Origin of the sequence: Burkholderia latens (assembly GCF_902499045.1) — a bacterium.
Lineage (GTDB): Bacteria > Pseudomonadota > Gammaproteobacteria > Burkholderiales > Burkholderiaceae > Burkholderia > Burkholderia latens.
Genome location: NZ_CABVPL010000005.1, coordinates 203,169 through 227,057, shown reverse-complemented (window position 1 = coordinate 227,057; position 23,889 = coordinate 203,169). Strand labels below are relative to the sequence as shown.

The window sequence follows — 23,889 nt, the reverse complement described above, 5'->3', positions numbered from 1 at the left end:
GGCACCGCGCGCAACGCACGCGCCGCGCGTGCCACGCGGATCACACGGATCACACGGATCACAGCCATCACGATAAACGCCCCATTCTTACGGAGCCGAACATGGCCGACCTTCGTTGCACCATCGCAGGCATCACTTCGCCGAATCCGTTCTGGCTTGCCTCCGCGCCGCCGACGGACAAGGCGTACAACGTCAACCGCGCATTCGAGGCCGGCTGGGGCGGCGTCGTGTGGAAGACGCTCGGGCTCGATCCGCACGTCGTCAACGTGAGTTCGCGCTATGGCGCGGTGCAGTGGAACGGCCAGCGCATCGCGGGGCTGAACAACATCGAGCTGATCACCGATCGCCCGCTCGACGTGAACCTGAAAGAGATCGCGCAGGTGAAGCGCGACTGGCCCGACCGCGCGCTGATCGTATCGCTGATGGTGCCGTGCAACGAGCGTGACTGGAAGTGGATCCTGCCGCTCGTCGAGGATACGGGCGCCGACGCGGTCGAGCTGAACTTCGGCTGTCCGCACGGAATGAGCGAGCGCGGGATGGGCGCGGCGGTCGGCCAGGTGCCGGAATACGTCGAGATGGTCACGCGCTGGGTCAAGGAAGGGACGAAGCTGCCGTGCCTCGTGAAGCTCACGCCGAACATCAGCGACATCCGGATGGGTTCGCGTGCCGCCTACAACGGCGGCGCGGACGGCGTGTCGCTGATCAACACGATCAACTCGATCGTCGCGGTGGATCTCGACCAGATGGCGCCGATGCCGACCGTCGACGGCAAGGGCACGCACGGCGGCTATTGCGGCCCCGCGGTGAAGCCGATCGCGCTGAACATGGTCGCGGAAATCGCGCGCGATCCGGAGACGCCGAACCTGCCGATCTCGGGGATCGGCGGAATTTCATCGTGGCGCGACGCGGCCGAATTCATGGTGCTCGGCGCCGGCAGCGTGCAGGTATGCACCGCCGCGATGCATTATGGATTCCGGATCGTGTCGGATCTCGTCGACGGGCTGTCGAACTGGATGGACGAGAAGGGCTACGCGACGCTCGACGACATTCGCGGCCGCGCGGTGCCGAACGTCACCGACTGGAAATACCTGAACCTCAAGTACGACATCAAGGCGCGCATCGACCAGGACCGCTGCATTCAGTGCGGGCTGTGCCATATCGCGTGCGAGGACACGTCGCACCAGGCGATCACCGCGATGAAGGACGGCGTGCGGCATTTCGAAGTGATCGATTCGGAATGCGTCGGGTGCAATCTTTGCATGCATGTGTGTCCGGTCGAGCAATGCATCACGATGGAGCGGGTCGATGCAGGCGACTACGCGAACTGGACCACGCATCCGAACAACCCGGCGCGTGCCGATGCGGGCGCCAGCCCCGCGCAACCCGCGAAGCACGCGAAGGCGGCCTGACCGGCGGCCGGCGGCGCGGGGTCGCCCGCGCCGCCGCCGGTGCCCTGTTCTGCCGGCGTCGCGCGATGCCGGCGCCGACGTTTACAAGGAGCAGCGTTCGATGAAACCCGCAGCGATTTCCGCCGATCCCGACGCCGCCGCGGCGCCCGCCGGCAGTCTGTACAACGACGACCTCGCGCCGACGACGGCCGCGCAGCGCACATGGCGCTGGTATCACTTCGCGGCGCTGTGGGTCGGGATGGTGATGAACATCGCGTCGTACATGCTCGCGGCCGGACTGATCCAGGAAGGCATGTCGCCGTGGCAGGCGGTGATGACGGTGCTGCTCGGCAACGTGATCGTGCTCGTGCCGATGCTGCTGATCGGCCATGCGGGCGCGAAGCACGGGATTCCGTACGCGGTGCTCGTGCGCGCGTCGTTCGGTACGCAAGGCGCGAAGCTGCCCGCGCTGTTGCGCGCGATCGTCGCGTGCGGCTGGTACGGCATCCAGACCTGGCTCGGCGGAAGCGCGATCTACACGCTGCTGAACATCCTGACCGGCAACGCGCTGCACGGCGCGGCGCTGCCCGTCGTCGGCATCTCGTTCGGGCAGCTCGCCTGTTTCCTCGTGTTCTGGGCGCTGCAGCTGTACTTCATCCTGCACGGCACCGATTCGATCCGCTGGCTCGAGAGCTGGTCCGCGCCGATCAAGGTCGTGATGTGCGTCGCGCTCGTGTGGTGGGCGACGTCGCAGGCGGGCGGTGTCGGGTCGATGCTGTCGGCGCCGTCGCAGTTCGTCGCGGGCGGCAAGAAGGCCGGACTCTTCTGGGCGACGTTCTGGCCGGGCCTGACCGCGATGGTCGGCTTCTGGGCGACGCTCGCGCTGAACATTCCCGACTTCACGCGCTTCGCGCACTCGCAGCGCGACCAGATGATCGGGCAGTCGATCGGGCTGCCGGTGCCGATGGCGCTGCTGTCGGTGGTGTCGGTGGTCGTGACGTCGGCGACCGTCGTGATCTACGGCAACGCGATCTGGGATCCGATCGACCTGACGAGCCGGATGACCGGGATCGGCGTCGGCATCGCGCTGGTTATCCTCACGCTCGACACGATGTGCTGCAACCTCGCGGCGAATCTCGTCGGCCCCGCGTACGATTTTTCGAGCCTGTGGCCGAAGGCGATCTCGTATCGCACGGGCGGGCTGATCACCGCGACGATCGCGATCGTGATGATGCCGTGGAAGATCCTCGCGACGACGGACGGCTACATCTTCACGTGGCTCGTCGGCTACTCGGCGCTGCTCGGGCCGGTCGCGGGCATCATGATGGTCGACTACTTCCTGATTCGCGGCACGCGGCTCGATACGCGTGCGCTGTTCGACGTGCGCGGCGGCTTCAGCTATGCGCGCGGCTGGAATCCGGCCGCGCTGGCCGCGCTCGCGATCGGCGTGCTGCCGAACCTGCCCGGCTTTCTGCACACCGCATTCCCGGCGTCCTTTCCGAACGTGCCGGCGTTCTTCAACACGCTTTACACGTACGCGTGGTTCGTCGGCCTCGTGCTGGCGTCGTGCGTGTACGGCACGTGGATGAAGTGGCGCGCCGCGCAGCGCGCGCAGATCGCGAGCGCGTGATGGAAGATGCGCTCGTAACGCGCGTGATGCGCGTGATGCGCGTGATGCGGCACCCGACAGTCAACGAGGAGGCAACCCAATGGCAATCCTGATTCGCGGCGGCACCGTGGTCGATGCGGACCGCACCTATCGCGCGGACGTGCTGTGCGCGGACCCGCAGGATGGCGGCACGATCCTGCAGATCGCCGAGACGATCGACGCGCCGGCCGGCGCGACGGTGGTCGACGCGCACGACCAGTACGTGATGCCGGGCGGCATCGATCCGCATACGCACATGGAACTGCCGTTCATGGGCACGACGGCGAGCGACGATTTCTATTCGGGGACGGCCGCCGGGCTGTCGGGCGGCACGACGAGCATCATCGACTTCGTGATCCCGAGCCCCAGGCAGCCGCTGATGGACGCGTTCCACCAATGGCGCGGCTGGGCGGAGAAGGCCGCAGCCGACTACGGCTTCCACGTGGCGGTCACGTGGTGGGACGAATCCGTGCATCGCGACATGGGCACGCTGGTGCGCGAGCACGGCGTGTCGAGCTTCAAGCACTTCATGGCGTACAAGAACGCGATCATGGCCGACGACGAGGTGCTCGTGAACAGCTTCTCGCGCTCGCTCGAACTCGGCGCGCTGCCGACCGTGCACGCGGAGAACGGCGAACTCGTGTTCCAGCTGCAGAAGGCACTGCTCGCGCGCGGGATGACGGGGCCGGAGGCGCATCCGCTGTCGCGTCCGCCGGAAGTCGAGGGCGAGGCCGCGAACCGCGCGATCCGGATCGCGCAGGTGCTCGGCGTGCCGGTGTATATCGTCCACGTGTCGGCGAAGGACGCGGTCGATGCGATCACGCGCGCGCGCAGCGAAGGGCTGCGCGTGTTCGGCGAGGTGCTGCCCGGCCATCTGGTGATCGACGAGGCCGTGTATCGCGACCCGGACTGGACGCGTGCGGCCGCGCACGTGATGAGCCCGCCGTTCCGCTCGGCCGAGCATCGCGAGGCGCTGTGGCGCGGGCTGCAGGCCGGGCAGCTGCATACGACGGCGACCGATCACTGCGTGTTCTGCGCGTCGCAGAAGGCGATGGGCCGCGAGGACTTCACGAAGATCCCGAACGGCTGCGGCGGTGTGGAAGACCGCATGTCGGTGCTGTGGCATCACGGCGTCAATCACGGCCGCATCACGCCGAACGAGTTCGTGCGGATCACGTCGACGAACGCCGCGCAGATCTTCAACCTGTATCCGCGCAAGGGCGCGGTGCAGGTCGGCGCCGATGCCGACCTGGTCGTGTGGGACCCGGCCGCGACGAAGACGATCTCGGTGAAGACGCATCACCAGCAGGTCGACTTCAACGTGTTCGAAGGGATGACGGTGCAGGGCGTCGCGACGCACACGCTCACGCGCGGTGCGCTCGCGTGGGCCGACGGCGAGCTGCGTGCGGTGCGCGGCGCGGGCCGCTATCTGAAGCGGCCGCCAGCGGCCGGCTACTACGAGGCCGCGCGCATCGCGAACCGGCTGCGCGAGCCGCATCCGGTCGAGCGCAGCGGCTGAGCGCAGCGGCCGGCGGCCTGGCGGGCGCGCCGCGGCACGCTCGCGGCGGCGTTCAGCACGCGTCGTTCGCGTGCGCTTCGCGGATCGGGATCACCGTGCGCGCGCCGCACTGGCGCAGCAGGTCGCGCAGTTCGTTGATGACCGGGAACACCTCGTGGTTCCAGTCGGCGCCCTGCCGGTCGTGCGCTTCCTGTTCGCGTTCGACGATCCAGCGATCCTCGCGGAAGATCCGCTCGGTGAACCACACGAGCAGCGGCCATGCGAGATCGAGCGCGAACGGGATGCCCGGCTTGTGGATCGACAGCAGCCCGAACGTGCGGTTGGTGCGCTGCTGCGCGTCGAGCGGCACGTAGACGATCCACAGATCCATCACGAGCGTGCCTTCGCTCGAGCGGATCTGCAAAGTCTGATACGGATACTGGGTGCGTACCGTCATCACGCTCTTGTTGGCCTGGTCGCCCGGCTTCTTGCTCGAACCGAACACGAGCGCCTCGCCGACCGGCTGCTTGCCTTCCATCCGTGCGAACGTGTAGTCGACCTCGACCCAGTCGTCGCCGCGCCGGCGGCCGATCGAGCGCGCGCGCATCTGTCCCATCTGCTTGCGGTGCAGGAACTGATGGTTCATGTCCATCAGGTTTTCGTGCATGAACGAGTAGTGGCACTTGACCTCGCGGCCGAAGCGGCGCGTCTTGAATGCGGGGTCGTCGGCCGACGCGAGCGCCGGGAACGGGCGTTCGTCCGCGAGCGTCGCGTCGCCGGGGAACACGAAGATCAGCCCGTGCGCCTCGCGGCACGGATACGCGCGCACGCCGTTGGGCAGACGCTCGCGGCCGAGATACGGCACGTCGACGCAGCGGCCGCTGTCGCACGCGTAGGTCCAGCCGTGGTAGCAGCAGCGCAGCGTTTCGCCGCTCACGACACCCGCATGCAGCGGCACCTGGCGGTGCGCGCAACGATCTTCGAGCGCATACACGGCGCCGGATTCGGTGCGCACGAGCACGATCGGATCGCCGGCGAAACGCACGCCGAGCGTCTTGCCGCGCTTGAGTTCGCGCGACCACGCGAGCGGATACCAGTGGTCGGGATGAATGGGCACGCGGCGCAGGTCGCGCACGACCACGCCGGTGGACGGTTGTTCGAGGGTGCTGCTGTCAGACAAAGGCACTGCGCGCATGCGTGACGCCTCCTGCTGGCTGAAGAGTTCCAGGCGCCGCGCGACGCGCGGCGGGGACTGATCTGGAGAAGTCTACGCGAAGTTGACCCGTGAAGCTGAGCCGATGCGGGTTTGCCCGGTCGCGGCGGCGTGCGTTTCGTTGATGCAGCGCAAACGCGGGCGGCGGCGCGGGGTGACGCGCCGCGCTCATGCCGCGCGCCGGCCGCCGCGCGTCGCCGGCCGTTCGGTCACAGCCGCGCGTCGCGCCACAGCACCGCGTCGGCGCGGTACAGCGCCGGGAAGCGCTGCTTCAGCCCGGCGACCTTCGGCAGGTCGTTGTATACGATGTACGGCGCGTCCGGATGCAGCTCGAGGTAGTTCTGGTGATACGCCTCGGCCGCATAGAAGCCCTTGTACGGCTCGACGCGCGTGACGACCGGCGCCGGGAACGTGTGCGCGGCGCCGAGCTGCGCGATGTACGCGGTCGCGACGGCCCGCTGCTGCGCGGTGGTCGGGAAGATCGCGGACCGGTATTGCGAGCCTTCGTCGGGACCCTGGCGATTCAGCTCGGTCGGATCGTGCGCGACCGAGAAGAACACCTGCAGCAGCCGGCCATACGTGATCTGCGTCGGATCGTAGACGATGCGCACCGATTCCGCGTGGCCGGTCAGCCCGGTGCCGACGAGCGCGTAGTGCGCGGTTTCGGACGCGCCGCCCGCATAGCCGGCCGTGACCTGCTTCACGCCCTTCACGTGTTCGAACACGCCCTGCACGCCCCAGAAGCAGCCGCCGGCGAACACGGCGGTTTCGTCGTGGGACGAGCCCGGTGTTTCGTCGAGCGCCGGCGCGGGCACGGTGCGCATCGGCTCCGCGGAGCTGACGATGCGCTGGTAGCCGAACAAGGCGGCGGCCGCGACGGCGATCGCGCCGATGCGGCGCAGCATCGCGGACCGTCGCCGCGGGGCGGAATCGCGAGTGGAAGTCGGGATCATGAATTGCTCCTTCTAAATGCGGGACAGAATACGGTGCTCATGCGCGTCACACACGCTCAACCGAACGTGAACGCATACGCATCGACGCCGGGGTCGAGAAACTCGATCGAGAACGTGCGGTCCGCGATCGCGCCCGGCTGCCGCACCAGCTGATACAGGCGTTGGCCGGTGACGGTGCCGTAGCCTTGCGCGTCGACGTCGGCTCCGTGTGCCGCACCGGGCGCCGCGCCGTCGAGCGTCACGCGAAAGCGCACCGGCTTGCCGTTCGCGCCGGGGCCGAGCACGAGGTGCAGGTCGCGCGCATGGAAGCGATAGACGATGCTGCCGGCCGGCGCCGCGAGCGTCGCGCGCTCGGCGCCGACTTGCCACGTGCCGGCGAGGCCCCAATCGTTCAGGTCGGGGTGCGCGGGCGCGTCGTACCGGTGCGCGGTGTCGCGCACGACGCCGCCCGGCGATGCGAAGTCTTCGGCGCGCGCATAGCCGACATAGGTTTCGGGCGAGCGCACGTCGGCGCTGTCGGCTGCGGCGAGCGCGCCCTTCGGCGGTGTGCCTGAGAGGCCAAGCGGCACGTTCAGCGCTTCCGGATGGCCGGCTTCGGCGAGCAGCGACTGGATCGCGCGTTCCGACTGCGCGTATTCGCCTTCGCCGAAGTGGTGATGGCGGATCCGGCCTTGCGCGTCGACGAAGTAGTGCGCGGGCCAGTATTCGTTGCCGAACGCGCGCCAGATCGCATAGCCGTTGTCGATCGCGACCGGATAGTCGATGCCGAGGTCGTGCACGGCCTTCTTCACGTTGCCGATGTCGCGCTCGAACGCGAACTCCGGCGCGTGCACGCCGATCACGACGAGCCCGTACGGCGCGTACTTGCGCGCCCACGCGGTGGTGTACGGCAGTGTGCGCAGGCAGTTGATGCACGAATACGTCCAGAAATCGACGAGCACGACCTTGCCGCGCAGGCCGGCCGCCGTCAGCGGCGGCGAGTTCAGCCACTGCACCGCGCCGTCGAGCGACGGCAGCGTGCCTTCGACGGGCAGCGCGCCCGGCGCGCGCATTGCCGGCGACGTGTCGGCGGCGCGCATCATCGCGCTGCCGGCGGCCGGGGCGCCGTCGGACGTCGCGGCCATCATCGCGCCGTTCGCCACGCCGGCCGCTGCACCGCCGTTGCCGGTCGCCGCATCGTTCGTCGCGGTCATGGCCGCCGGCGTGCCGTGCGCGCGTCCGCCGAGCCGGTCGACGAGCTTCGTCTCGAGGCCGCCTGTCGTGACGGTCGACAGTTGGGCGAGCGCGCCCGTATCGAGGCCGAGCGCGATCGCGCCGACGCCGGCCAGCAGCGCCGCGCCGATCGCGCGCCGGATCCATTCGCCGGCGCCGAGCGAGCGCTTCATCGCGGCGAACACCTTGCCGCCGATCACCAGTGCGACGCCGAGCGACGTCGCCGCGCCGGCCGCATATGCAATGAGCAGCAGCGTCGTGCCGACGCTCGCGCCGCGCAGCGCGGCACCGGTCAGCACGAGCCCCAGGATCGGGCCCGCGCACGGCGCCCACAGCAGGCCCGTGGCGACACCGAGCAGCAGCGACGACACGGGGCCGGCCGCGCGGCCGTCGCGCTGCGCGAAGCCGGTGAGCCGGTTGCCGGCGGCGACGAGCGGGCGCGTCAGGTGTTCGGCGACGCGCGGCAGCAGCAGCGTCAGTCCGAACACCGCGAGCAGCACGATGGCGAGCCAGCGGCCGGCCTGGTTGGCCTGCGCGACCCAGCCGCCGCCGACGGCAGCGAGCGTCGCGACGACGGCGAACGTGAGCGCCATGCCGATCAGCAGCGGCAGGCCGGTACGCATGAACGGCTGGTCGGCGCGCGCGAACACGAACGGCAGCACGGGCAAGATGCACGGGCTCAGGATCGTGAGCACGCCGCCGAGATAGGCGAGGACGATGAGCAGCATGGGGCAGTCTCCGGTCGTTCAGGGTAGCGGCCGCCCGTCAGGCAGCGGCCGGGTGGAAGGCGAGCGCGAGCCCGTTCATGCAGTAGCGCAGGCCGGTGGGCGGCGGGCCGTCGTCGAACACGTGGCCGAGGTGGCCGCCGCAGCGGCGGCAGTGCACTTCGGTGCGCATCATCCCGTACGACGCATCGGCCGCGGTCGCGACCGCATGGTCGAGCGGCTTCCAGAAGCTCGGCCAGCCGGTGTGGCTGTCGAACTTGGCGGCCGACGAGAACAGCGCGAGGTCGCAGCCGGCGCACGCGAAGGTGCCGCGGCGGTGCTCGCCGTTCAGCGGGCTGCTGTACGGCGGCTCGGTCCCGGCGTTGCGCAGCACGGTGTACTGCGCGGGCGTGAGGCGGCGGCGCCATTCGGCGTCGCTGCGGGTGATTTCGAACGGGGCGGCCGTCGCTGCGTCAGCGTGGCCGGGCGTGGCGGGCGGCGCGGCGAATACACGGCCGACGAACGCGCGGCGGCCGGTGGACGACAGCGCCGCGAGCGCGGCAACGCCGGTGGCGCCGGCGAACAGCAGATGTCTGCGGGTTGGCATGGTCGGCTCCTGGAAGCAGGTCCTGAAAACATGCGCACAGAGTAGGCAGCGGGCGGTGTCGAAGTCCTCACGGAAAGTTAAATGAATCGTGAAGTTTGGGATGTTGCGTCGAGGTGCGCCGGAATCCGTCGAAGCTCCAGCTGGCAAGGGCCTTCGAGCGGGGGAGCCGCCCATGTTTACCGAGCACTCGTTCGCGCCGTGATTTTTAGTGTCTTTTTAGGGTTCGTCGAGAGGCGCGGCGAATCCGGAGTTTGGCTTGCCGGTCGAATCGGACAGGGACACGAGCGTTGTTTGACGGCGGTCGTGCATCACGCCGAGCGCGTGATGCGCGTTGATAGACGGATGAGTTTGCAAGCTAGCGCGACCGACGTGTGGTGCGCGTTTGGACGCGAAGTTTGACAGTTGTTTCGTAGCAACTTCAGGGGGCGAGTTAGGACGTGCGCGGTTGTGCAGTGAAAGAGGGGCGCAATGCGCTCATGGTAAGGGCCATGTTCCCCTTCATTTCGGGACAGGTCTGCCCGCGCCATGGAACTCGCGACTCGTTCTAACTGATTTTGTAGTACTCCAGCGGGGGCGGCCGCTGCGGACGGGGCAAGTGCGACTCACAGGGCCCGGTCCCGCCCGCGGCGCAATACCGGATCCGACCTGGTGGGACGAGCAGTGGCGCGGCATCTTCTGTGACAGAGCTATCGATCGAGCGCGCCGCAGGTCTAGCGCCGAGGCTTTCAGAATGACGAAGGCAGGCACGTCGGCGAAGCGAACCACCTCAGTAGAGATACCTCCACCGTCCAACAATTTGCCTGTGATCTCCCGTTCCTGAAACCATTCATGCGCGATGCCGGCGTGTTTTACGGCGAGCGCGGAGACACGTTCACCGTCCACGTTTAGCGTGCGGCGTGCGTGCGACCTCGGTCGCCACCACACGAATCGCGTCGATCAACGCGCGCGCGGCCGGCGACGGCGGGCTGCCGGCGCGCGTCATCAGCCCGATGTCCCGAGTCGTTTCGCGCAGCGGCACATCGAGCACGACCAGCAGCCCCGCTTCGCATTCGTAGTGCAACTGCTGCGCGGACAGCACCGCGAGCATGTCCGTGTGCAGCAGCAGGCCGCGTATTATCGCAAGGTCGGCGCTCTCGACCGTCGGCATCGGCGGCTTGAGTTTCATGCGCCGGAACAGCGATTCGAACAGCCCGAGCGCGGGCGAGTGGCTGCGCGGCAGGATCCATTGCGCACCGACGAGGCTCGCGAGCGTGAGGTTGCGCACGCCGGCGAGCGGGTGATTGTGGCGCGCGAGCACGACGAGGTTCTCGGACATCAACCGTTCGTTCTCGAGGTCGTTCGCCGGATCGCTCGCGCGCAGCGCGCCGAGGATGAAGTCGATGTCACCCGCGCGTACGCCGGCGACGAGCGCCTCGTACGCGCTTTCGTCGGTGATCACGTGCACCTTCGGAAACCGCGTGACGACGCGCGCGATCGCTTCGGGCAGCATCAGCGTGCGGCCGAGCGGCAGCGCGCCGACGGTCACGACACCCTGGATGCTGCCGTGCAGCGCCGCGACGTCGTCGGCGACGTGCCGCAGTTCGTTCAGCGCGCGCCGCACGTGCAGCAGGAACGTCTCGCCGTCGGCTGTCAGCAGCAGGCCGCGCGGATGCCGATGGAACAGCGCGAAACCCGCGCCGCTCTCGAGAATCCGGATCGCGCTGCTGACGGCCGGCTGCGTGACGCCGAGCGCACGCGCGGCGCTCGGCATGTGACGGTGCCGCGCGAGCGTCGAGAACAGCAGGAGCCGCCGCGTGTTGAGCAGGTAAGCCGGCAGGCCCCCGTCGGCCGATGCGCGGCGGCGCGACTGGCGCAGCGCGCACCAGTTCGCGAGCGCGCCGAGTTCGGCGATCACGCGCTCTCCGCGCTTGAGCACCGCACGGCCGACCGGCGTCGCCAGCATGCCGGACGGCTTGCGGTCGAACAGCGCTTCGCCGACGGCCGTTTCGAGTTCCTGCACCGCACGCGTGACGGCCGACTGCGCGCGAAACAGCGTCGCGGCGGCACGGCTCACGCTGCCCGTTTCGGCAACGCGCTGCACCGCGTACAGGCAGGCGAGATTCGGAAGGTCGGTGTTGTCCATGGGTGTTCGGGCGGTGTGCGTCGCGGCGGCCGAGCATACGACATGCGTGCATCCGTGCGGCCTGCGCCGGCGGCGCAGCGGGTTGAACGACTTTACCGGAACGGTGGCCGCGGAGCTTGCGTCCTGCTTATCGGTCCATCTGTTTTATTTATCGGATGTGAATCGACGAGCGACTGGCCGCGGCTCGCTCGCCGCCGGACGCGGCCGCGCGAGCGCCATATCCGGCGGGCTTCCGGGCCAGCGGCGACGCGGTGCGCATGCCGGTTAAGAGCTTGCCGGATATGCGGTTTCATCGGATTGCAAGGGTTTACCCTGACTGTGTTGCTCCGGCCGCGACTGAGTAATTTCAATCCCGGGAGCCGCAAGCACGCGGTTGCCGGCGCATCGGGCCCCCATCTGATTCATTGTTCGCCCGATCACGAAAGGGGGCTGGCGCGCGGCGCGGCACCTGCAACTACGAGCGAGGCAGCGCAATGGGACGACAGCACATCATCGGAGCAGGCGGATCGGCGGGCGCATCGGCAGACGGCACGCCGCTTTCCGCCACGGTACGCGCGGGCATTCGCGGCGGCTTCGCGGGCGCGGTGCTGATCTGGGTCTACGAGGCGCTCGTGTGGGTCGGCGCGCAGCATCTGATGCCGCTTGCCGGCATCCCGCGCAACGCGACGGGGCTCGTGTTCGGCAGGGCCGCACAGGACGCGCTCGGCATGGGCGCATACTTCATCGGCACCGCGATCCATTTCGCGTTCGCGCTGTCGTGGGGCATCGTGTTCGCGGCGATCTGGCCGTGGTTCCGCCTGCGCGGCTTCGAGGCGACGTTCGTCGCGCTGTTCTTCGCGATCGTCGCGTGGATCGTGATGCACGCGCTGATCATGATCGCGTCGAGCAATCATCCGAACTATTTCGACCCGAACGTGATCATCGGCGGGTTCATGTCGCATTTCGTATTCGCCGTTCCGCTCGCCCTGGTCGTCAAGCGCAGCCTTGCGCCGCAGCGGCACGGGCGCGCGTAGCGAACGAACGAGCACGCATTCAATCAGCAACGGACGGCGCGGCCGGACCGCATCAGAGCATCACGAAGGAGCATTGGCATGGCACGGATTATCGGAGGCATCGCGGCCTCCCACACGCCCACGATCGGGTTCGCGTTCGACAAGAACAAGCACGACGATCCGGTTTGGGCGCCGATCTTCGAAAACTTCGCGCCGCTGGCCGCGTGGCTCGCCGACAAGCGTCCCGACGTGCTGCTGTTCATCTACAACGATCACGTGACGTCGTTCTTCTTCGATCACTATTCGGCGTTCTCGCTCGGCGTCGGGCCGCAGTGGCATCCGGCGGACGAAGGCGGCGGCGCGCGCGACCTCCCGCCGGTCGCCGGCCATCCGGCGCTCGCCGCGCATATCGGCCAGTCGCTGATGGCGGACGAGTTCGACATGTCGTTCTTCCAGAACAAGCCGCTCGACCATGGCTGCTTCTCGCCGCTGTCGGTGCTGTGTCCGCACCGCCCCGACTGGCCGGTGCAACTGGTGCCGCTGCAGATGGGCGTGCTGCAGCTGCCAGTGCCGTCCGCACGCCGCTTCTACCGGCTCGGCCAGGCGCTGCGCCGCGCGATCGAAAGCTATCCGGAAGACCTGCGCGTCGCGATCGTCGCGACCGGCGGGTTGTCGCACCAGGTGCACGGCGAGCGCTCGGGCTTCAACAATCCCGAATGGGACGCACGTTTCCTCGATCTGCTCGAGCGCGACCCCGAGCGCCTGGCCGGCATGCCGCTCGGCGAATACGCGACGCTCGGCGGCTTCGAGGGCGCCGAGGTCGTGATGTGGCTCACGATGCGCGGCGCTTTGCCGGCGGGCGTCGTGTGCCGCCACCGCAGCTACTACCTGCCGTCGATGACGGGGATCGCGACGGCCGTCTACGAGCCGGCGGACACTGAAGTCGACGAGGCGGCGACAGAGCGCCACCGGCAACGGATCGCGGCCGAACTCGCCGGCGTCGAGCAACTGCCCGGCACCTATCCGTTCACGATCGAGCGGGCCGTGCGCGCGTACCGGATCAACGACTATCTGCACCGGATGATCGAGGCCGCCCATCGCGCGCGGTTCCTGAGCGATCCCGAAGCGAGCTTCGCGGCCGCGGACCTCAGCACGGAGGAGCGCGACCTGCTCCGCCGGCGCGACTGGCTCGGCCTGCTGCGCTACGGCGTGATCTTCTTCCTGCTGGAGAAGCTCGGCGCGGTGACGGGCGTATCGAACCTGCATATCTATGCGGCGATGCGCGGCGAATCGCTGGAGGACTTCCAGCGCACGCGCAACGCGCCGGGCGCGCTGTACTCGGTGGCCGGCAAGAGCGCGGGGCCGCTCGGCTGGGACGGCGCGGACCAGCCGGGCAACACGTAACGAAGACGAGGGCGCGCGCGGAATCGCCGCGCCTGCGCGACCGGAACGCCGGAAGCGAAACGGCTCATATAAATAGGATGACGAATCGATTGGCCGATCGTCGCCAAGGAGACAGGAGATTCATGATGGCAGGTGGAAAGACAATCGACATCAAGTCGTTCATCGACGAGCGGCCCGTGTCGCGCTACCAGTGGTTGCTGGTCGTGCTGTGCTGCCTCGTCGTGATCGCCGACGGAATGGACGTCGCGATCATGGGATTCGTCGCGCCGTCGGTGATTCGCGACTGGGCGATCTCGCGTCCCGAGTTCGGGCTGGTGATGAGCGCGGCACCGATCGGGCTCGTGATCGGCGCGCTGCTGGCCGGCCCGAGCGCCGACCGGTTCGGCCGCAAGCGCGTGCTGATCGCGTCGGTGTTCCTGTTCGGCGTGTTCACGATCGTGACCGCGCACGCGCAGGCGCCGTTCGAGATGGCGGTGCTGCGGCTGCTGACCGGCATCGGGCTGGGCGCGGCGATGCCCAACACGACGACGCTGCTGTCCGAATACGCGCCGCAGCGGATGCGGGCGCTGATGATCACCGTGATGTTTACGGGCTTCAACCTCGGCTCGGCGCTGATCGGCTTCGTCGCCGGCTGGCTGATTCCACTGCACGGCTGGCGTACGGTGCTGCTGTTCGGCGGTGCGCTGCCGCTGCTGCTGATTCCACTGCAGTTGTGGCTGCTGCCCGAATCGGCGCGGCTCCTCGCCGTGCGCGGCGCGCCGTCGCAACGCATCGGCGCGCTGCTGAACCGCGTGTGCGGCGCCCGGTTCACCGGCAACGAGACGTTCGTGTCGAACGAGCCGCCGCTGCCGACACGCAAGCCGATCGGCGTGCTGTTCTCGCAAGGCTATGGCCGCGTGACGCTGTCGCTGTGGATCACGTACTTCATGGGGCTGCTCGTGATCTACCTGTTGACCGGCTGGCTGCCGACGCTAATCAAGGATGCCGGGTTATCCGTCAGCACGGCCGCGAACGTGACCGCGATGTTCCAGATCGGCGGCACGATCGGTGCGATCGGCGTGGGCTGGCTGATGGATCGCGTGCGGCCGGCGCCGGTGATCGGCGCCGCGTATCTCGGCGGCGGGCTGTGCGTTGCGGTGCTCGCCTGGGCCGGTGCGTTGTCGTCGTCGCTCGCGCTGCTGGTGTTCGCGGCCGGCTTCTGCATGAGCGGCGCGCAGACCGGGCTGAATGCGTATGCGCCGGGCCGCTATCCGACCGTGGCACGCGCAACAGGCGTGAGCTGGATGCTCGGGATGGGCCGCTTCGGCAGCATCTTCGGCTCGGCCATCGGTGGTGCGCTGCTCGGCGTCGGCTGGAAGTTCGACGCGATCCTGTCGATGCTCGCGGTGCCGGCCACGCTGGCGGCCATCGCGATCATGACGACGCAGCGTCCGGCCGTGCCCGAACCGCAGGAACTCGAAAACCCGGCGCACTGACGCACGTCGCACACCGCCGTCCGGCGCGGCGGTCGGCAGGGTGCCGGACACTTCATCCAATGCAGGAGCATCAATGATCATCGATATCCACGGTCACTACACAACCGCGCCGAAGGCGCTCGAAGCGTGGCGCGATCGCCAGATCGCGGCGCTCGGCAGTCCGTCGGAGCAACCGAAGGTGGCCGAGCTGAACATCAGCGACGACGAACTTCGCGAATCGATCGAACATAACCAGTTGCGGCTGATGCGCGAACGCGGCCTCGACCTGACGATCTTCAGCCCGCGCGCGAGCTTCATGGCGCATCACATCGGCGACTTCGCGGTGTCGAGCACGTGGGCTGCCGTGTGCAACGAGCTGTGCCATCGCGTCCATCGACTGTTTCCCGATCACTTCGTGCCGGCCGCGATGCTGCCGCAAAGCCCGGGCGTCGATGTCGCGACCTGCATTCCGGAACTCGTGCGCTGCGTCGAGGAATACGGCAACGTCGCGATCAACCTGAATCCGGATCCGTCCGGCGGCCACTGGACGAGCCCGCCGCTGTCGGACCGCTACTGGTACCCGATCTACGAGAAGATGGTCGAGTACGACATTCCCGCGATGATCCACGTGAGCACGAGCTGCAACGCATGCTTCCATACGACGGGCGCGCACTACCTGAACGCCGACACCACGGCGTTCATGCAGTGCCTGACCTCCGACCTGTTCCGCGATTTCCCGACACTGCGCTTCGTGATCCCGCACGGCGGCGGTGCGGTGCCGTATCACTGGGGACGGTTCCGCGGGCTCGCGCAGGAACTGAAGAAGCCGCCGCTGAAGGGTCATCTGCTGAACAACGTGTTCTTCGATACGTGCGTGTATCACCAACCCGGCATCGACCTGCTGACCGGCGTGATTCCGGTCGACAACCTCCTGTTCGCGAGCGAGATGATCGGCGCGGTGCGCGGCATCGATCCGGAAACCGGTCACTACTACGACGACACGAAGCGCTACATCGACGCATCGTCGCTCGATGAGCAAGCGCGTCACAAGATCTACGAGGGCAATGCGCGGCGCGTGTATCCGCGCCTGGATGCGCAACTGAAGGCGAAGGGGCTTTGATCATGACTGAACTCGGTGTGGTGTACCGCACGATCCAGCGTGCGGACCAGGATGTGGCGGCGCGGCTCGGCGCGCTCGGCTCGGCGACGGTGCACGAGGCGATGGGCCGCACGGGGCTGCTGAAGCCCTACATGCGGCCGATCTATCCGCGTGCGCAGGCGTCCGGCACGGCCGTCACGGTGCTGCTGCATCCGGGCGACAACTGGATGATGCACGTCGCGGCCGAACAGATCCGGCCGGGCGATGTGGTCGTCGCGGCCATCACCGCGGATTGCACGGACGGCTATTTCGGCGACTTGCTCGCGACGAGCTTCAAGGCACGCGGCGCGCACGCGCTGATCATCGATGCCGGCGTGCGCGACGTCGCGGTGCTCGACGCGATGCAGTTCCCGGTCTGGAGCAAGGCGATTTCGGCGAAAGGCACGATCAAGGCGACGCTCGGCTCGGTGAACGTGCCCGTCGTATGTGCAGGGGCGCTCGTCTACCCCGGCGACGTGATCGTCGCGGACGACGATGGCGTGGCCGTGGTGCCGGCCGCGCGCGCCGCGCAGGTGCTCGAGAAGGCGGCGGCCCGCGAAGCCAACGAAGCGGCGAAGCGCGCGAAGCTCGCGTCCGGCGTGCTCGGCCTCGACATGTACGACATGCGCGAGCCGCTGCGTCAGGCCGGCCTGCGCTACATCGACTGATTCAGGGGGACGCGATGATGCAGACACCGCAAGCGGCGCTGGCCGTCACGGGCATCTCGTCGATGGCGACGCGGCCGGTGCTCGCGCGGCTTGCCGCCGCTTACGAGCGCGACACAGGCGCGCGCGTCGCGATCACGTCAGTCGGCGGCGTCGACGCCGCGCGGCGCGTGCGCGACGGCGAGCCGTTCGATGTCGTCGTGCTCGCGTCCGATGCGATCGAGCGGCTTGCGGCGGACGGTCACGTCGAGCCGGGCAGTCGCGTGGACGTTGCGCGCTCGGGCATCGCGGTGGCGGTCGCGAGCGGCGCGCGGCGGCCGGACATCGGTACCGAAGCCGCGTTGCGCGATGCGATCCTGGGCGCAGGCCGGATTGGCTATTCGACCGGGCCGAGCGGCACGCACCTGACGCGCCTGTTCGCCCGCTGGGGCATCATCGACGCGATCGCACCGCGTGTCGTGCAGGCCCCACCGGGCGTGCCGGTCGGCGCGTTGATCGCATCCGGCGACGTCGAGCTCGGCTTTCAGCAGATGAGCGAGCTGATGCACGTGCCGGGCGTCTCAATCGTCGGTGCGCTGCCTGGGGCCGTGCAGGCGGTGACGGTGTTCGCCGCCGCGGTCTGCGCTGTCGCGCACGATCGCGTCACCGCGGCGCGGTTCCTCGCGTATCTGGCGTCGCCGCAAGTCGCGCACATCAAGCGCGAACACGGGATGGAGCCTGCATAAGGCTGACGCGGCCAATCGATAAACGAACTGGATGGGATTTGCCGTTCTTCGCAACGGGCTCGCGCATCGAGCTTCGTTATGCTGATGAAGCAGTGAGGGGTGATCCAGCTCACAGATCTATCGAAGAATCAATACAACGTCGCCGCGTCGTCCGGTCCGGACGACGCGCATGAAGCAGACTGTGCCCAGACGGGATTCTGCAGCCCGCGAATCGCGGACGGCATCGGCCCGAGCGGGATCCTCCAGCGCAATGCGCCGTCGGCGCGGTGCGCCGACGGGTCGCACGCTGCTTTGCCTCACGTACTGATTCAGACCACGAAGTCGAGAGAACGACCGATCACTTCCGTTTCGGCTTGACCGCCTTGGCTTGCCAGCTTTCCTCGTCCAGCAGGCGGGCGAAAAGCCGGTTTCGCATGGCGCCGGTCAGAGGCATCAGACCAAGCAGCACGTTGAACGCTATGCCGCTCGCCGCGAAGTAGCGAAGCAATGAGAGCTCGAAGTCGCTTGACTCCTTCTCCATTGTCGTCAACTTGTCGGCATCGCTGCTCTCCCGGCCCTCGAGCAATTCGGGGCTTTCGATGATTGCTGCCAGTACGGCGCGCGCGACCGAATTCGGTTGATTGATGGCTTCCCGGAAAATCGCGATCTGGGCAGCGAGGGTCGGTTCCGCCTTCGACACACCTTCGTTCACAAGATAATCGCGGTGAAACTGTTCGAATTGCTGCTGCTGGAATTCGAGAAGCGCCGAGAGCACGCCCTGCTTGGTACGGAACTGATGCAGTAATCCTCCTTTGCTGATCCCGCTTTCACGCGAGAGCGCGTCGAACGTCAATCCACCGACACCATCACGTGTGAGGATGCTGAGTGCTGCATCGATTGCCTTCTTGCGGGAAATTTCCGAGCGGGTCTGATTGTCCATTGAGTTGTCACGATGGCGTCGCGCTGGTGCGCGGTGAGGGTGCGGTAGGGCGAGATGAGCTCGACCGAGCTATCCCGCTGCCAAGCGTGACATTGTACCTTCCCGACCTTCTTTCATAAAACAAACCGGATAGACGGTTTACATCCGCGGGGCGCGATGCTACGCTACTGCCGCATCAGCTCACTTTCACCTCCGGCGCCGGCCGGGGGCATCTCCCACGGAATCCGACATGCTCACTACCAAATTCAGCTCTCTTATTTTTGCAGGCGTCACGGTGTTGACGTTGGCCGCATGCGCCGGTGTGCAGCCCGCTGCCTATTCGGGCATTGCATCCTCATCTCAGTTGGCACCGAACCGCGGCGGCGACCCCGCAAAGGTGCCGTACCGATATGCGCCAAGCGTCGACTGGTCGCGCTACCGGCAGGTGATGGTGGATCCGGTCGTCGTGTATGCCGGTCAGGACAATCAGTTCGGCGACTTGAAGGCCGAGGACAAGGCGGCGCTTGCCACTTACATGGGGAAGGTGTTTGCCGACAAACTCTCGAAGCGCTTCCAGGCCGCTGCCAAGCCGTCCCCTGCGACGCTGCGCGTGCGGCTCACGCTCACGGGCGCGGAGAAGACCACGGCGGTTGTCGGACAAGCCATGCATTTCGATATCGCCGGCAATCTGTATAACGGCGTGCAGGCAATTCGGAGCGGCAAGGGCGCGTTCAGCGGTTCGGTGTCATACGCCGTCGAAGTCTACGACAGCACGAGCGGCGAACTGCTGCTTGCGTACGTGACAAAACAGTATCCGAACGCCATGAACCTGCCGGCCGCGTTTGGTTCGCTGAGTGCGGCCCGGACCGGTATCGACAAGGGCGCGGATGCGCTCGTCACCGAGCTCCGGTGATGGCGAAGATGTCACGCTCGCCGCAACGCCGCCGGTCGATGTCGAGACATCGCGGATGACCTGACCGACATCGACAAGGAGCCGGGAGTATGCGCGAAATCGCCTATCTCGTTCTTACGACGCCACCACCGCTCATGGTTTCGATCGTGTTCCTGGTTGCCTATGTGGCGATCGGGATTCCTGCTCACATGATCCGTGGCGCGCTTGCGCGGGACATTTTCGGTACGATGGCCGGTGTCTTCGCGTCGCTGTTCTATCTGACGCTCGTGCTGGGCTTCCAGACGGGCATCCAGAACCTCTTTGAATGAACGCGCATGCGACTGCAGGCGATGGAGTTCACCTGCCCGCGTCGCATTGATCGCCCCGTCGCCGCGCGGAACAGAGCGTCGGCGAAGACACGTGCCCTCACCGGGACTGGACACCGGCACGGCGACCTGCGGGGCCGTTTCGGCGTGCCGTCCGGCGGGCATGGACTCCGCCCGTAACATGCGCGTCATGCGACCACGCTTCGTCAGTTTTCATCTATCCGGGGTTGAATTCGGGAAACGGCTCTGGCCATCTCCGGCATGATTGTAGTTCGACCTTTGCTAAGCCACGCCTGTCCAGCCGGACTCGTATAGAAATCGTTGACGCTACGGAGTTCGTCTATCGAGAAATTCCTTGCGCAGCTATCCGTCAACTGCTTGAGTACCGGATCCCTGAGATCATTGACGGTGTCTTCCACCATCTCGCGATAGGTGCTGGCGTCCGACGATCCTTTTGGCCAGCGCTTGCGATTGGCGGACTCGTACGATTTTCCGACGAGGTCGCGGATACGCTGGTCCATATCGTCTTCCATGCCTGATGACGATAGCGCTTGACGGCAGAGGGTGCGCTTCTCGCCGAATCGATTCAGATCGTCGAGGCCGCGAAGCTGAGCATGTGTCGTCGAAACACAACCGGTCATTGCCATGCATGACACGATCAGGATAGCGTATGAATTTCTCATTTGTGGCCCATGCTAGAAGCCGTTCGTCAGGTAAGGAACGTCGGTTGAAAATACCGTCACGATGATGAGGACGCTCACGAGCGATGCAACAAGCGGGGCTGCAATCACAAGTAACGGGCCGATTGAAAATCTTGGATTTGCGGTGGGTGTGGTCGAGTGGCGCATGGTCGCGGTTCGATAAGTGACAGAAGGGAGTACGGGCTGCTGCGCGCTCGGCACGGTCATTTGAGCGTTGGTTACGCATTGAGAGATCGATAAGGCAGTGCATGTCGTCACGAGTACGGATTCGACATGAACATCATGCTAGCATACAAACCGTCTAGACGGTTTGTATGCTAGCATGATGTTCCGGGCATAGGTCTACAAATGAGGCCTGTCCGGAAGATGTGCGGGATCGCTACCTGGAAGTTTCTATGAACTGGTTCGTTCGAGCCGTTTGCGTTGCCGGTTGTATCGCCCTTGACGGATGCGGCCTCGCTGCAGCACCGTGTCGTATCGCGTCTGCCGGGATCAAGATCGTGCCGGTCGTGGGGCACATGGCTGCTGCGCCGACGGACGCGTGTGCGACCGTGATCGATCCGTGAGTATTGAGTCGGTTTCCAGGCTTCGGCGACACGAAGTAGCGCTTGCCCGCTGCTGCTCGATCCCGGCCCGGCTCAAAGGCCGTTCACACGGTCGCCGACCTGATTTCTCGGTAGTTTCCCTTAAGTACCCGCGTCGGGATTTTCCCCTAGCGGACGCTTCGCGCGTTGCACGCGCCGCTGGGCCGCCGTCCCTGCACAATCCCGCACAGCCGCGCCGGCATTGCCTTTCACGTGATTCGCACGATTTCGGCGCAACCACGCGTTTTCGCCCGTATTCGATGTATTACCAAAGGTATGGAAAAGCGCACAGAAAATGTATCTGGAGCGACGAAATTGGATTGATACGCTGCAATCACTGCATCAGCGCCGTCAACCACGCACGAGCGGCATCGAGCCCACGAGACAAACGGGCGATCGATGACGATTCAGACGAAGTTCGCGGCTTCCCTTACCAGTTAGTCGGGATGACAGAATGGCTCCAAATTTGACGTTTGCGCCGGGCGACGTACTTCCCCCCGGAGCAATCCACACCGCCGGTGCGCCGTCGGTCGTCCGGTCGAGTATCGCGACCGGAACCGACATCCTGACCGTCAAGCACCTGTCGAAGATCTTCGGTCCGAAGCCCGGGCGTGCGATCGAGATGATGAAGCGCGGCGTCGGCCGCAACGAGATCTTCGCGGAAACCGGCAATATGGTGGCGGTCAACGACGTGAGCCTGAGCGTGCGCGCCGGCGAGATCTTCGTGATCATGGGGCTGTCGGGCTCCGGGAAATCGACGCTCGTCCGGCTGCTGAACCGCCTGATCGAGCCGACGTCCGGGCAAGTCGTGCTTGAAGGCCGCGACATTGCACCGATGTCGACGCCGGAACTGCGCGACGTCCGGCGCCAGAAGATGGCGATGGTGTTCCAGTCGTTCGCGCTGCTGCCGAACCGCACGGTGCTGGACAACATCGCGTACGGTCTCGAAGTGGCGGGCATCAAGAAGGCGCAGCGCTACGAGGTCGCGCGGGCGGCGCTGGAGCGCGTCGGTCTCGGATCGTACGAGAAGCTGCTGCCGAGCGAACTGTCCGGCGGGATGCAGCAACGCGTGGGGCTCGCGCGCGCACTGGCGGTGAATCCGTCGGTGCTGCTGATGGACGAGGCATTCTCCGCGCTCGATCCGCTGATCCGCTTCGAAATGCAGAACGAGCTGCTGCGCCTGCAGAAGGAAGAGCAGCGCACGATCGTGTTTATCTCCCACGATATCGAGGAAGCCGTGAAGATCGGCGGCCGCATCGGCATCATGAAGGACGGCTGCCTGATCCAGGTCGGCACGCCGGCCGAACTGATTCAGACACCGGCCGACGCGTACGTGCAGGACTTCTTCCGCAACGTCGACGTGTCGCGCTTCCTGAAGGCGTCGAGCATGATGACGCAAGTCGAGCGCGGGCTGCTTCGCTGCGATGCGGGCACGCCGTCCGACCGCTACCTGAACCAGCTGATCGACAGCGGTGCGGAATGCGGCTACGTGTGCGACGAATCCGGCCGTTACCTCGGCTGCGTCACGCCCGCCACGCTGCACCGGTCCGGCACGAAGCCGATCCGCGACGCATTCCTGAACGACTTCAACGCGGCGTCGATCGATACGGACCTGCATCGGCTCGCGTCGATCGCGCTGACGCAGCAGCACGACGTGCCGGTGACGGACGCGGAGGGACAACTGGCGGGAGTCGTGTCCTGCCGGACGATACTCAAGCAGATGATGCAACGGAGGGCAGCATGAATTCGTCGGTGATCGGGAAGTTCGCGGAGAATTTCGTCAACTTTCTGTTTCTGCATTTCCGTGGCGGCTTCGACACGTTCTCGGCCGGGCTCGGCGCGGTCGTGAAGCTGCTCGAGGACGGACTCGCCGCCATGCCGTTCATCGCGATGGTCGTGATCCTGGTGGGCCTCGCACTGTGGCGTCGCGGCGTCGTGTTCTCGATCTTCGTCGGCTGCGCGCTGCTCGTCATCCACTACATGGGCCTGTGGGCGCAGACGGTATCGACCCTCGCGCTCGTCACCGCGGCGACGTTCTTCAGCCTCGTGATCGGTGTGCCGCTCGGGATCTGGGGCGCGCGCAACAACCGGATCGGCATGATCCTGCGCTCGCTGCTCGACTTCATGCAGACCATGCCCGCGTTCGTGTACCTGATCCCGGCCGTGATCCTGTTCGGGCTCGGACGCGTGCCGGCGGTGATCGCGACGATCGTGTTCGCGATGCCGCCCGTCGTGCGGCTGACGACGCTCGGCATCCGGCAGGTGCGCGAAGAACTGATCGAAGCCGGCCGCTCGTTCGGCAGCACCGACTGGCAGCTGCTGTGGAAGATCCAGCTGCCGAACGCGTTGCCGTCGATCATGGCCGGCGTGAACCAGACGATCATGATGGCGCTGTCGATGGTGGTGGTCGCATCGATGATCGGCGCGGGCGGCCTCGGCGAATACGTGCTGAGCGGGATCCAGCGTCTCGACATCGGGATCGGCTTCGAAGGCGGGCTCGGCGTCGTGCTGCTCGCGATCGTGCTGGACCGCCTGACCGAGAGCTTCGGCGTGAAGGCGAAGAAGAAGGTGAAGAAGCCGATCGCGCGTGCCGGCAAGGCCGGCCCAAGTGGCGCGGCACGGACGTGACGGATACGGCGGTCGGAGGTGACTGAAGGACGATGAAGCGCCGCGGCCACGGGGCCGTGGCGGAAACGGTGTAGCAGTGCGTGGAGACCAGAAACGCCGATCGAAGGCGTTCCTCATCCTTGAAAGACTCGCGTGAT

21 protein-coding genes are annotated in these 23,889 nt (G+C 66.6%); 14 read left to right on the top strand and 7 right to left on the bottom strand.

Annotated elements, in window-relative coordinates:
* Positions 1-101 precede the first annotated feature (101 nt).
* From preA to hydA, 3 genes are all read left to right on the top strand, one after another.
* Positions 102-1,409, top strand: a complete 1,308-nt coding sequence (preA, locus tag BSE24067_RS06075; RefSeq protein WP_151062838.1) for an NAD-dependent dihydropyrimidine dehydrogenase subunit PreA — start codon at positions 102-104, stop codon at positions 1,407-1,409.
* A 100-nt stretch (positions 1,410-1,509) separates the two neighbouring features.
* Entirely contained in the window at positions 1,510-3,018 is a 1,509-nt protein-coding gene (locus BSE24067_RS06070) for an NCS1 family nucleobase:cation symporter-1 (RefSeq protein WP_151062839.1), read from the top strand.
* A gap of 79 nt (positions 3,019-3,097) precedes the next feature.
* Positions 3,098-4,555 carry a dihydropyrimidinase gene (gene hydA, locus BSE24067_RS06065; protein WP_151062840.1) on the top strand — a complete coding sequence of 486 codons (1,458 nt, stop codon included), beginning with the start codon at positions 3,098-3,100 and terminating at the stop codon, positions 4,553-4,555.
* Between the two features lie 52 nt (positions 4,556-4,607).
* Here the strand turns inward: hydA and BSE24067_RS06060 are convergent, their stop codons facing one another.
* The 5 genes from BSE24067_RS06060 to BSE24067_RS06040 all read right to left on the bottom strand — a co-directional run bounded on the left by BSE24067_RS06060 (position 4,608) and on the right by BSE24067_RS06040 (position 11,345).
* Entirely contained in the window at positions 4,608-5,729 is a 1,122-nt protein-coding gene (locus BSE24067_RS06060) for an aromatic ring-hydroxylating oxygenase subunit alpha (protein ID WP_151062841.1), read from the bottom strand.
* A 227-nt stretch (positions 5,730-5,956) separates the two neighbouring features.
* Positions 5,957-6,700, bottom strand: a complete 744-nt coding sequence (msrA, locus tag BSE24067_RS06055) for a peptide-methionine (S)-S-oxide reductase MsrA (RefSeq protein ID WP_151062842.1) — start codon at positions 6,698-6,700, stop codon at positions 5,957-5,959.
* Between the two features lie 56 nt (positions 6,701-6,756).
* A complete protein-coding gene (locus tag BSE24067_RS06050; RefSeq protein ID WP_151062843.1) occupies positions 6,757-8,640 on the bottom strand; it encodes a cytochrome c biogenesis protein DipZ in 1,884 nt (627 codons plus the stop codon).
* Positions 8,641-8,677: 37 nt separating this feature from the next.
* A complete protein-coding gene (msrB, locus tag BSE24067_RS06045; RefSeq protein ID WP_151062844.1) occupies positions 8,678-9,223 on the bottom strand; it encodes a peptide-methionine (R)-S-oxide reductase MsrB in 546 nt (181 codons plus the stop codon).
* 871 nt (positions 9,224-10,094) lie between these two features.
* On the bottom strand, positions 10,095-11,345 hold the full coding sequence (locus BSE24067_RS06040; protein WP_151062845.1) for a LysR family transcriptional regulator: 1,251 nt from the start codon (positions 11,343-11,345) through the stop codon (positions 10,095-10,097).
* 473 nt (positions 11,346-11,818) lie between these two features.
* On the opposite strand from BSE24067_RS06040, the gene BSE24067_RS06035 reads away from it, so the two are divergent.
* The 6 genes from BSE24067_RS06035 (at position 11,819) to BSE24067_RS06010 (ending at position 17,723) form a co-directional block, all read left to right on the top strand.
* On the top strand, positions 11,819-12,358 hold the full coding sequence (locus BSE24067_RS06035) for a DUF1440 domain-containing protein (RefSeq protein WP_151062846.1): 540 nt from the start codon (positions 11,819-11,821) through the stop codon (positions 12,356-12,358).
* Between the two features lie 78 nt (positions 12,359-12,436).
* Positions 12,437-13,741, top strand: a complete 1,305-nt coding sequence (locus BSE24067_RS06030) for a gallate dioxygenase (RefSeq protein WP_151062847.1) — start codon at positions 12,437-12,439, stop codon at positions 13,739-13,741.
* Positions 13,742-13,866: 125 nt separating this feature from the next.
* On the top strand, positions 13,867-15,216 hold the full coding sequence (locus BSE24067_RS06025) for an MFS transporter (protein ID WP_151062920.1): 1,350 nt from the start codon (positions 13,867-13,869) through the stop codon (positions 15,214-15,216).
* 73 nt (positions 15,217-15,289) lie between these two features.
* Positions 15,290-16,315, top strand: coding sequence for an amidohydrolase family protein (locus BSE24067_RS06020; protein WP_151062848.1), 1,026 nt, complete (start codon positions 15,290-15,292; stop codon positions 16,313-16,315).
* Between the two features lie 2 nt (positions 16,316-16,317).
* Entirely contained in the window at positions 16,318-17,001 is a 684-nt protein-coding gene (gene ligK, locus BSE24067_RS06015; protein ID WP_151062849.1) for a 4-carboxy-4-hydroxy-2-oxoadipate aldolase/oxaloacetate decarboxylase, read from the top strand.
* A gap of 14 nt (positions 17,002-17,015) precedes the next feature.
* Positions 17,016-17,723, top strand: coding sequence for a substrate-binding domain-containing protein (locus tag BSE24067_RS06010; RefSeq protein ID WP_151062850.1), 708 nt, complete (start codon positions 17,016-17,018; stop codon positions 17,721-17,723).
* Positions 17,724-18,060: 337 nt separating this feature from the next.
* On the opposite strand, the gene BSE24067_RS06005 is transcribed toward BSE24067_RS06010, so the two are convergent.
* Positions 18,061-18,642 (bottom strand): TetR/AcrR family transcriptional regulator, encoded by a 582-nt coding sequence (locus tag BSE24067_RS06005; protein WP_151062851.1) that lies wholly within the window; start codon positions 18,640-18,642, stop codon positions 18,061-18,063.
* A gap of 229 nt (positions 18,643-18,871) precedes the next feature.
* Between BSE24067_RS06005 and BSE24067_RS06000 the strand changes: the two genes are divergently transcribed.
* Both BSE24067_RS06000 and BSE24067_RS05995 read left to right on the top strand, forming a co-directional pair.
* Entirely contained in the window at positions 18,872-19,534 is a 663-nt protein-coding gene (locus BSE24067_RS06000; protein ID WP_151062852.1) for a DUF3313 domain-containing protein, read from the top strand.
* Positions 19,535-19,623: 89 nt separating this feature from the next.
* Positions 19,624-19,842: a hypothetical protein gene (locus BSE24067_RS05995; RefSeq protein WP_151062853.1), complete on the top strand. Its 219-nt coding sequence runs from the start codon at positions 19,624-19,626 to the stop codon at positions 19,840-19,842.
* A 203-nt stretch (positions 19,843-20,045) separates the two neighbouring features.
* Here BSE24067_RS05995 and BSE24067_RS05990 read toward each other — a convergent pair whose 3' ends face one another.
* The gene (locus BSE24067_RS05990; RefSeq protein ID WP_170297415.1) at positions 20,046-20,486 is read right to left on the bottom strand and encodes a DUF2059 domain-containing protein; all 441 of its coding nucleotides are present in this window, start codon (positions 20,484-20,486) and stop codon (positions 20,046-20,048) included.
* 449 nt (positions 20,487-20,935) lie between these two features.
* On the opposite strand from BSE24067_RS05990, the gene BSE24067_RS32935 reads away from it, so the two are divergent.
* From BSE24067_RS32935 to BSE24067_RS05980, 3 genes are all read left to right on the top strand, one after another.
* The gene (locus BSE24067_RS32935; protein WP_341772568.1) at positions 20,936-21,106 is read left to right on the top strand and encodes a DUF6726 family protein; all 171 of its coding nucleotides are present in this window, start codon (positions 20,936-20,938) and stop codon (positions 21,104-21,106) included.
* A 472-nt stretch (positions 21,107-21,578) separates the two neighbouring features.
* The gene (locus BSE24067_RS05985; protein ID WP_151062855.1) at positions 21,579-22,868 is read left to right on the top strand and encodes a quaternary amine ABC transporter ATP-binding protein; all 1,290 of its coding nucleotides are present in this window, start codon (positions 21,579-21,581) and stop codon (positions 22,866-22,868) included.
* The gene (locus BSE24067_RS05980) at positions 22,865-23,752 is read left to right on the top strand and encodes an ABC transporter permease (RefSeq protein WP_151062856.1); all 888 of its coding nucleotides are present in this window, start codon (positions 22,865-22,867) and stop codon (positions 23,750-23,752) included. The genes BSE24067_RS05985 and BSE24067_RS05980 overlap by 4 nt, the downstream gene beginning before the upstream one ends.
* The last annotated feature ends 137 nt before the right edge of the window (positions 23,753-23,889 follow it).

What these genes read in the sequence shown, in the direction of transcription:
- BSE24067_RS06000 (WP_151062852.1), top strand. Translation starts at nt 18,872, where the DNA reads ATGCTCACTACCAAATTCAGCTCTCTTATTTTTGCAGGCGTCACGGTG.
- BSE24067_RS06030 (WP_151062847.1), top strand. Translation starts at nt 12,437, where the DNA reads ATGGCACGGATTATCGGAGGCATCGCGGCCTCCCACACGCCCACGATC.
- BSE24067_RS06005 (WP_151062851.1), bottom strand. Translation starts at nt 18,642, where the DNA reads ATGGACAATCAGACCCGCTCGGAAATTTCCCGCAAGAAGGCAATCGAT.
- msrA (WP_151062842.1), bottom strand. Translation starts at nt 6,700, where the DNA reads ATGATCCCGACTTCCACTCGCGATTCCGCCCCGCGGCGACGGTCCGCG.
- BSE24067_RS06010 (WP_151062850.1), top strand. Translation starts at nt 17,016, where the DNA reads ATGATGCAGACACCGCAAGCGGCGCTGGCCGTCACGGGCATCTCGTCG.
- BSE24067_RS06020 (WP_151062848.1), top strand. Translation starts at nt 15,290, where the DNA reads ATGATCATCGATATCCACGGTCACTACACAACCGCGCCGAAGGCGCTC.
- BSE24067_RS05980 (WP_151062856.1), top strand. Translation starts at nt 22,865, where the DNA reads ATGAATTCGTCGGTGATCGGGAAGTTCGCGGAGAATTTCGTCAACTTT.
- BSE24067_RS32935 (WP_341772568.1), top strand. Translation starts at nt 20,936, where the DNA reads ATGAACTGGTTCGTTCGAGCCGTTTGCGTTGCCGGTTGTATCGCCCTT.
- ligK (WP_151062849.1), top strand. Translation starts at nt 16,318, where the DNA reads ATGACTGAACTCGGTGTGGTGTACCGCACGATCCAGCGTGCGGACCAG.
- BSE24067_RS06040 (WP_151062845.1), bottom strand. Translation starts at nt 11,345, where the DNA reads ATGGACAACACCGACCTTCCGAATCTCGCCTGCCTGTACGCGGTGCAG.
- BSE24067_RS06060 (WP_151062841.1), bottom strand. Translation starts at nt 5,729, where the DNA reads ATGCGCGCAGTGCCTTTGTCTGACAGCAGCACCCTCGAACAACCGTCC.
- BSE24067_RS06035 (WP_151062846.1), top strand. Translation starts at nt 11,819, where the DNA reads ATGGGACGACAGCACATCATCGGAGCAGGCGGATCGGCGGGCGCATCG.
- BSE24067_RS06070 (WP_151062839.1), top strand. Translation starts at nt 1,510, where the DNA reads ATGAAACCCGCAGCGATTTCCGCCGATCCCGACGCCGCCGCGGCGCCC.
- msrB (WP_151062844.1), bottom strand. Translation starts at nt 9,223, where the DNA reads ATGCCAACCCGCAGACATCTGCTGTTCGCCGGCGCCACCGGCGTTGCC.
- hydA (WP_151062840.1), top strand. Translation starts at nt 3,098, where the DNA reads ATGGCAATCCTGATTCGCGGCGGCACCGTGGTCGATGCGGACCGCACC.
- BSE24067_RS05995 (WP_151062853.1), top strand. Translation starts at nt 19,624, where the DNA reads ATGCGCGAAATCGCCTATCTCGTTCTTACGACGCCACCACCGCTCATG.
- BSE24067_RS06050 (WP_151062843.1), bottom strand. Translation starts at nt 8,640, where the DNA reads ATGCTGCTCATCGTCCTCGCCTATCTCGGCGGCGTGCTCACGATCCTG.
- BSE24067_RS05990 (WP_170297415.1), bottom strand. Translation starts at nt 20,486, where the DNA reads ATGGCAATGACCGGTTGTGTTTCGACGACACATGCTCAGCTTCGCGGC.
- BSE24067_RS05985 (WP_151062855.1), top strand. Translation starts at nt 21,579, where the DNA reads ATGGCTCCAAATTTGACGTTTGCGCCGGGCGACGTACTTCCCCCCGGA.
- BSE24067_RS06025 (WP_151062920.1), top strand. Translation starts at nt 13,867, where the DNA reads ATGGCAGGTGGAAAGACAATCGACATCAAGTCGTTCATCGACGAGCGG.
- preA (WP_151062838.1), top strand. Translation starts at nt 102, where the DNA reads ATGGCCGACCTTCGTTGCACCATCGCAGGCATCACTTCGCCGAATCCG.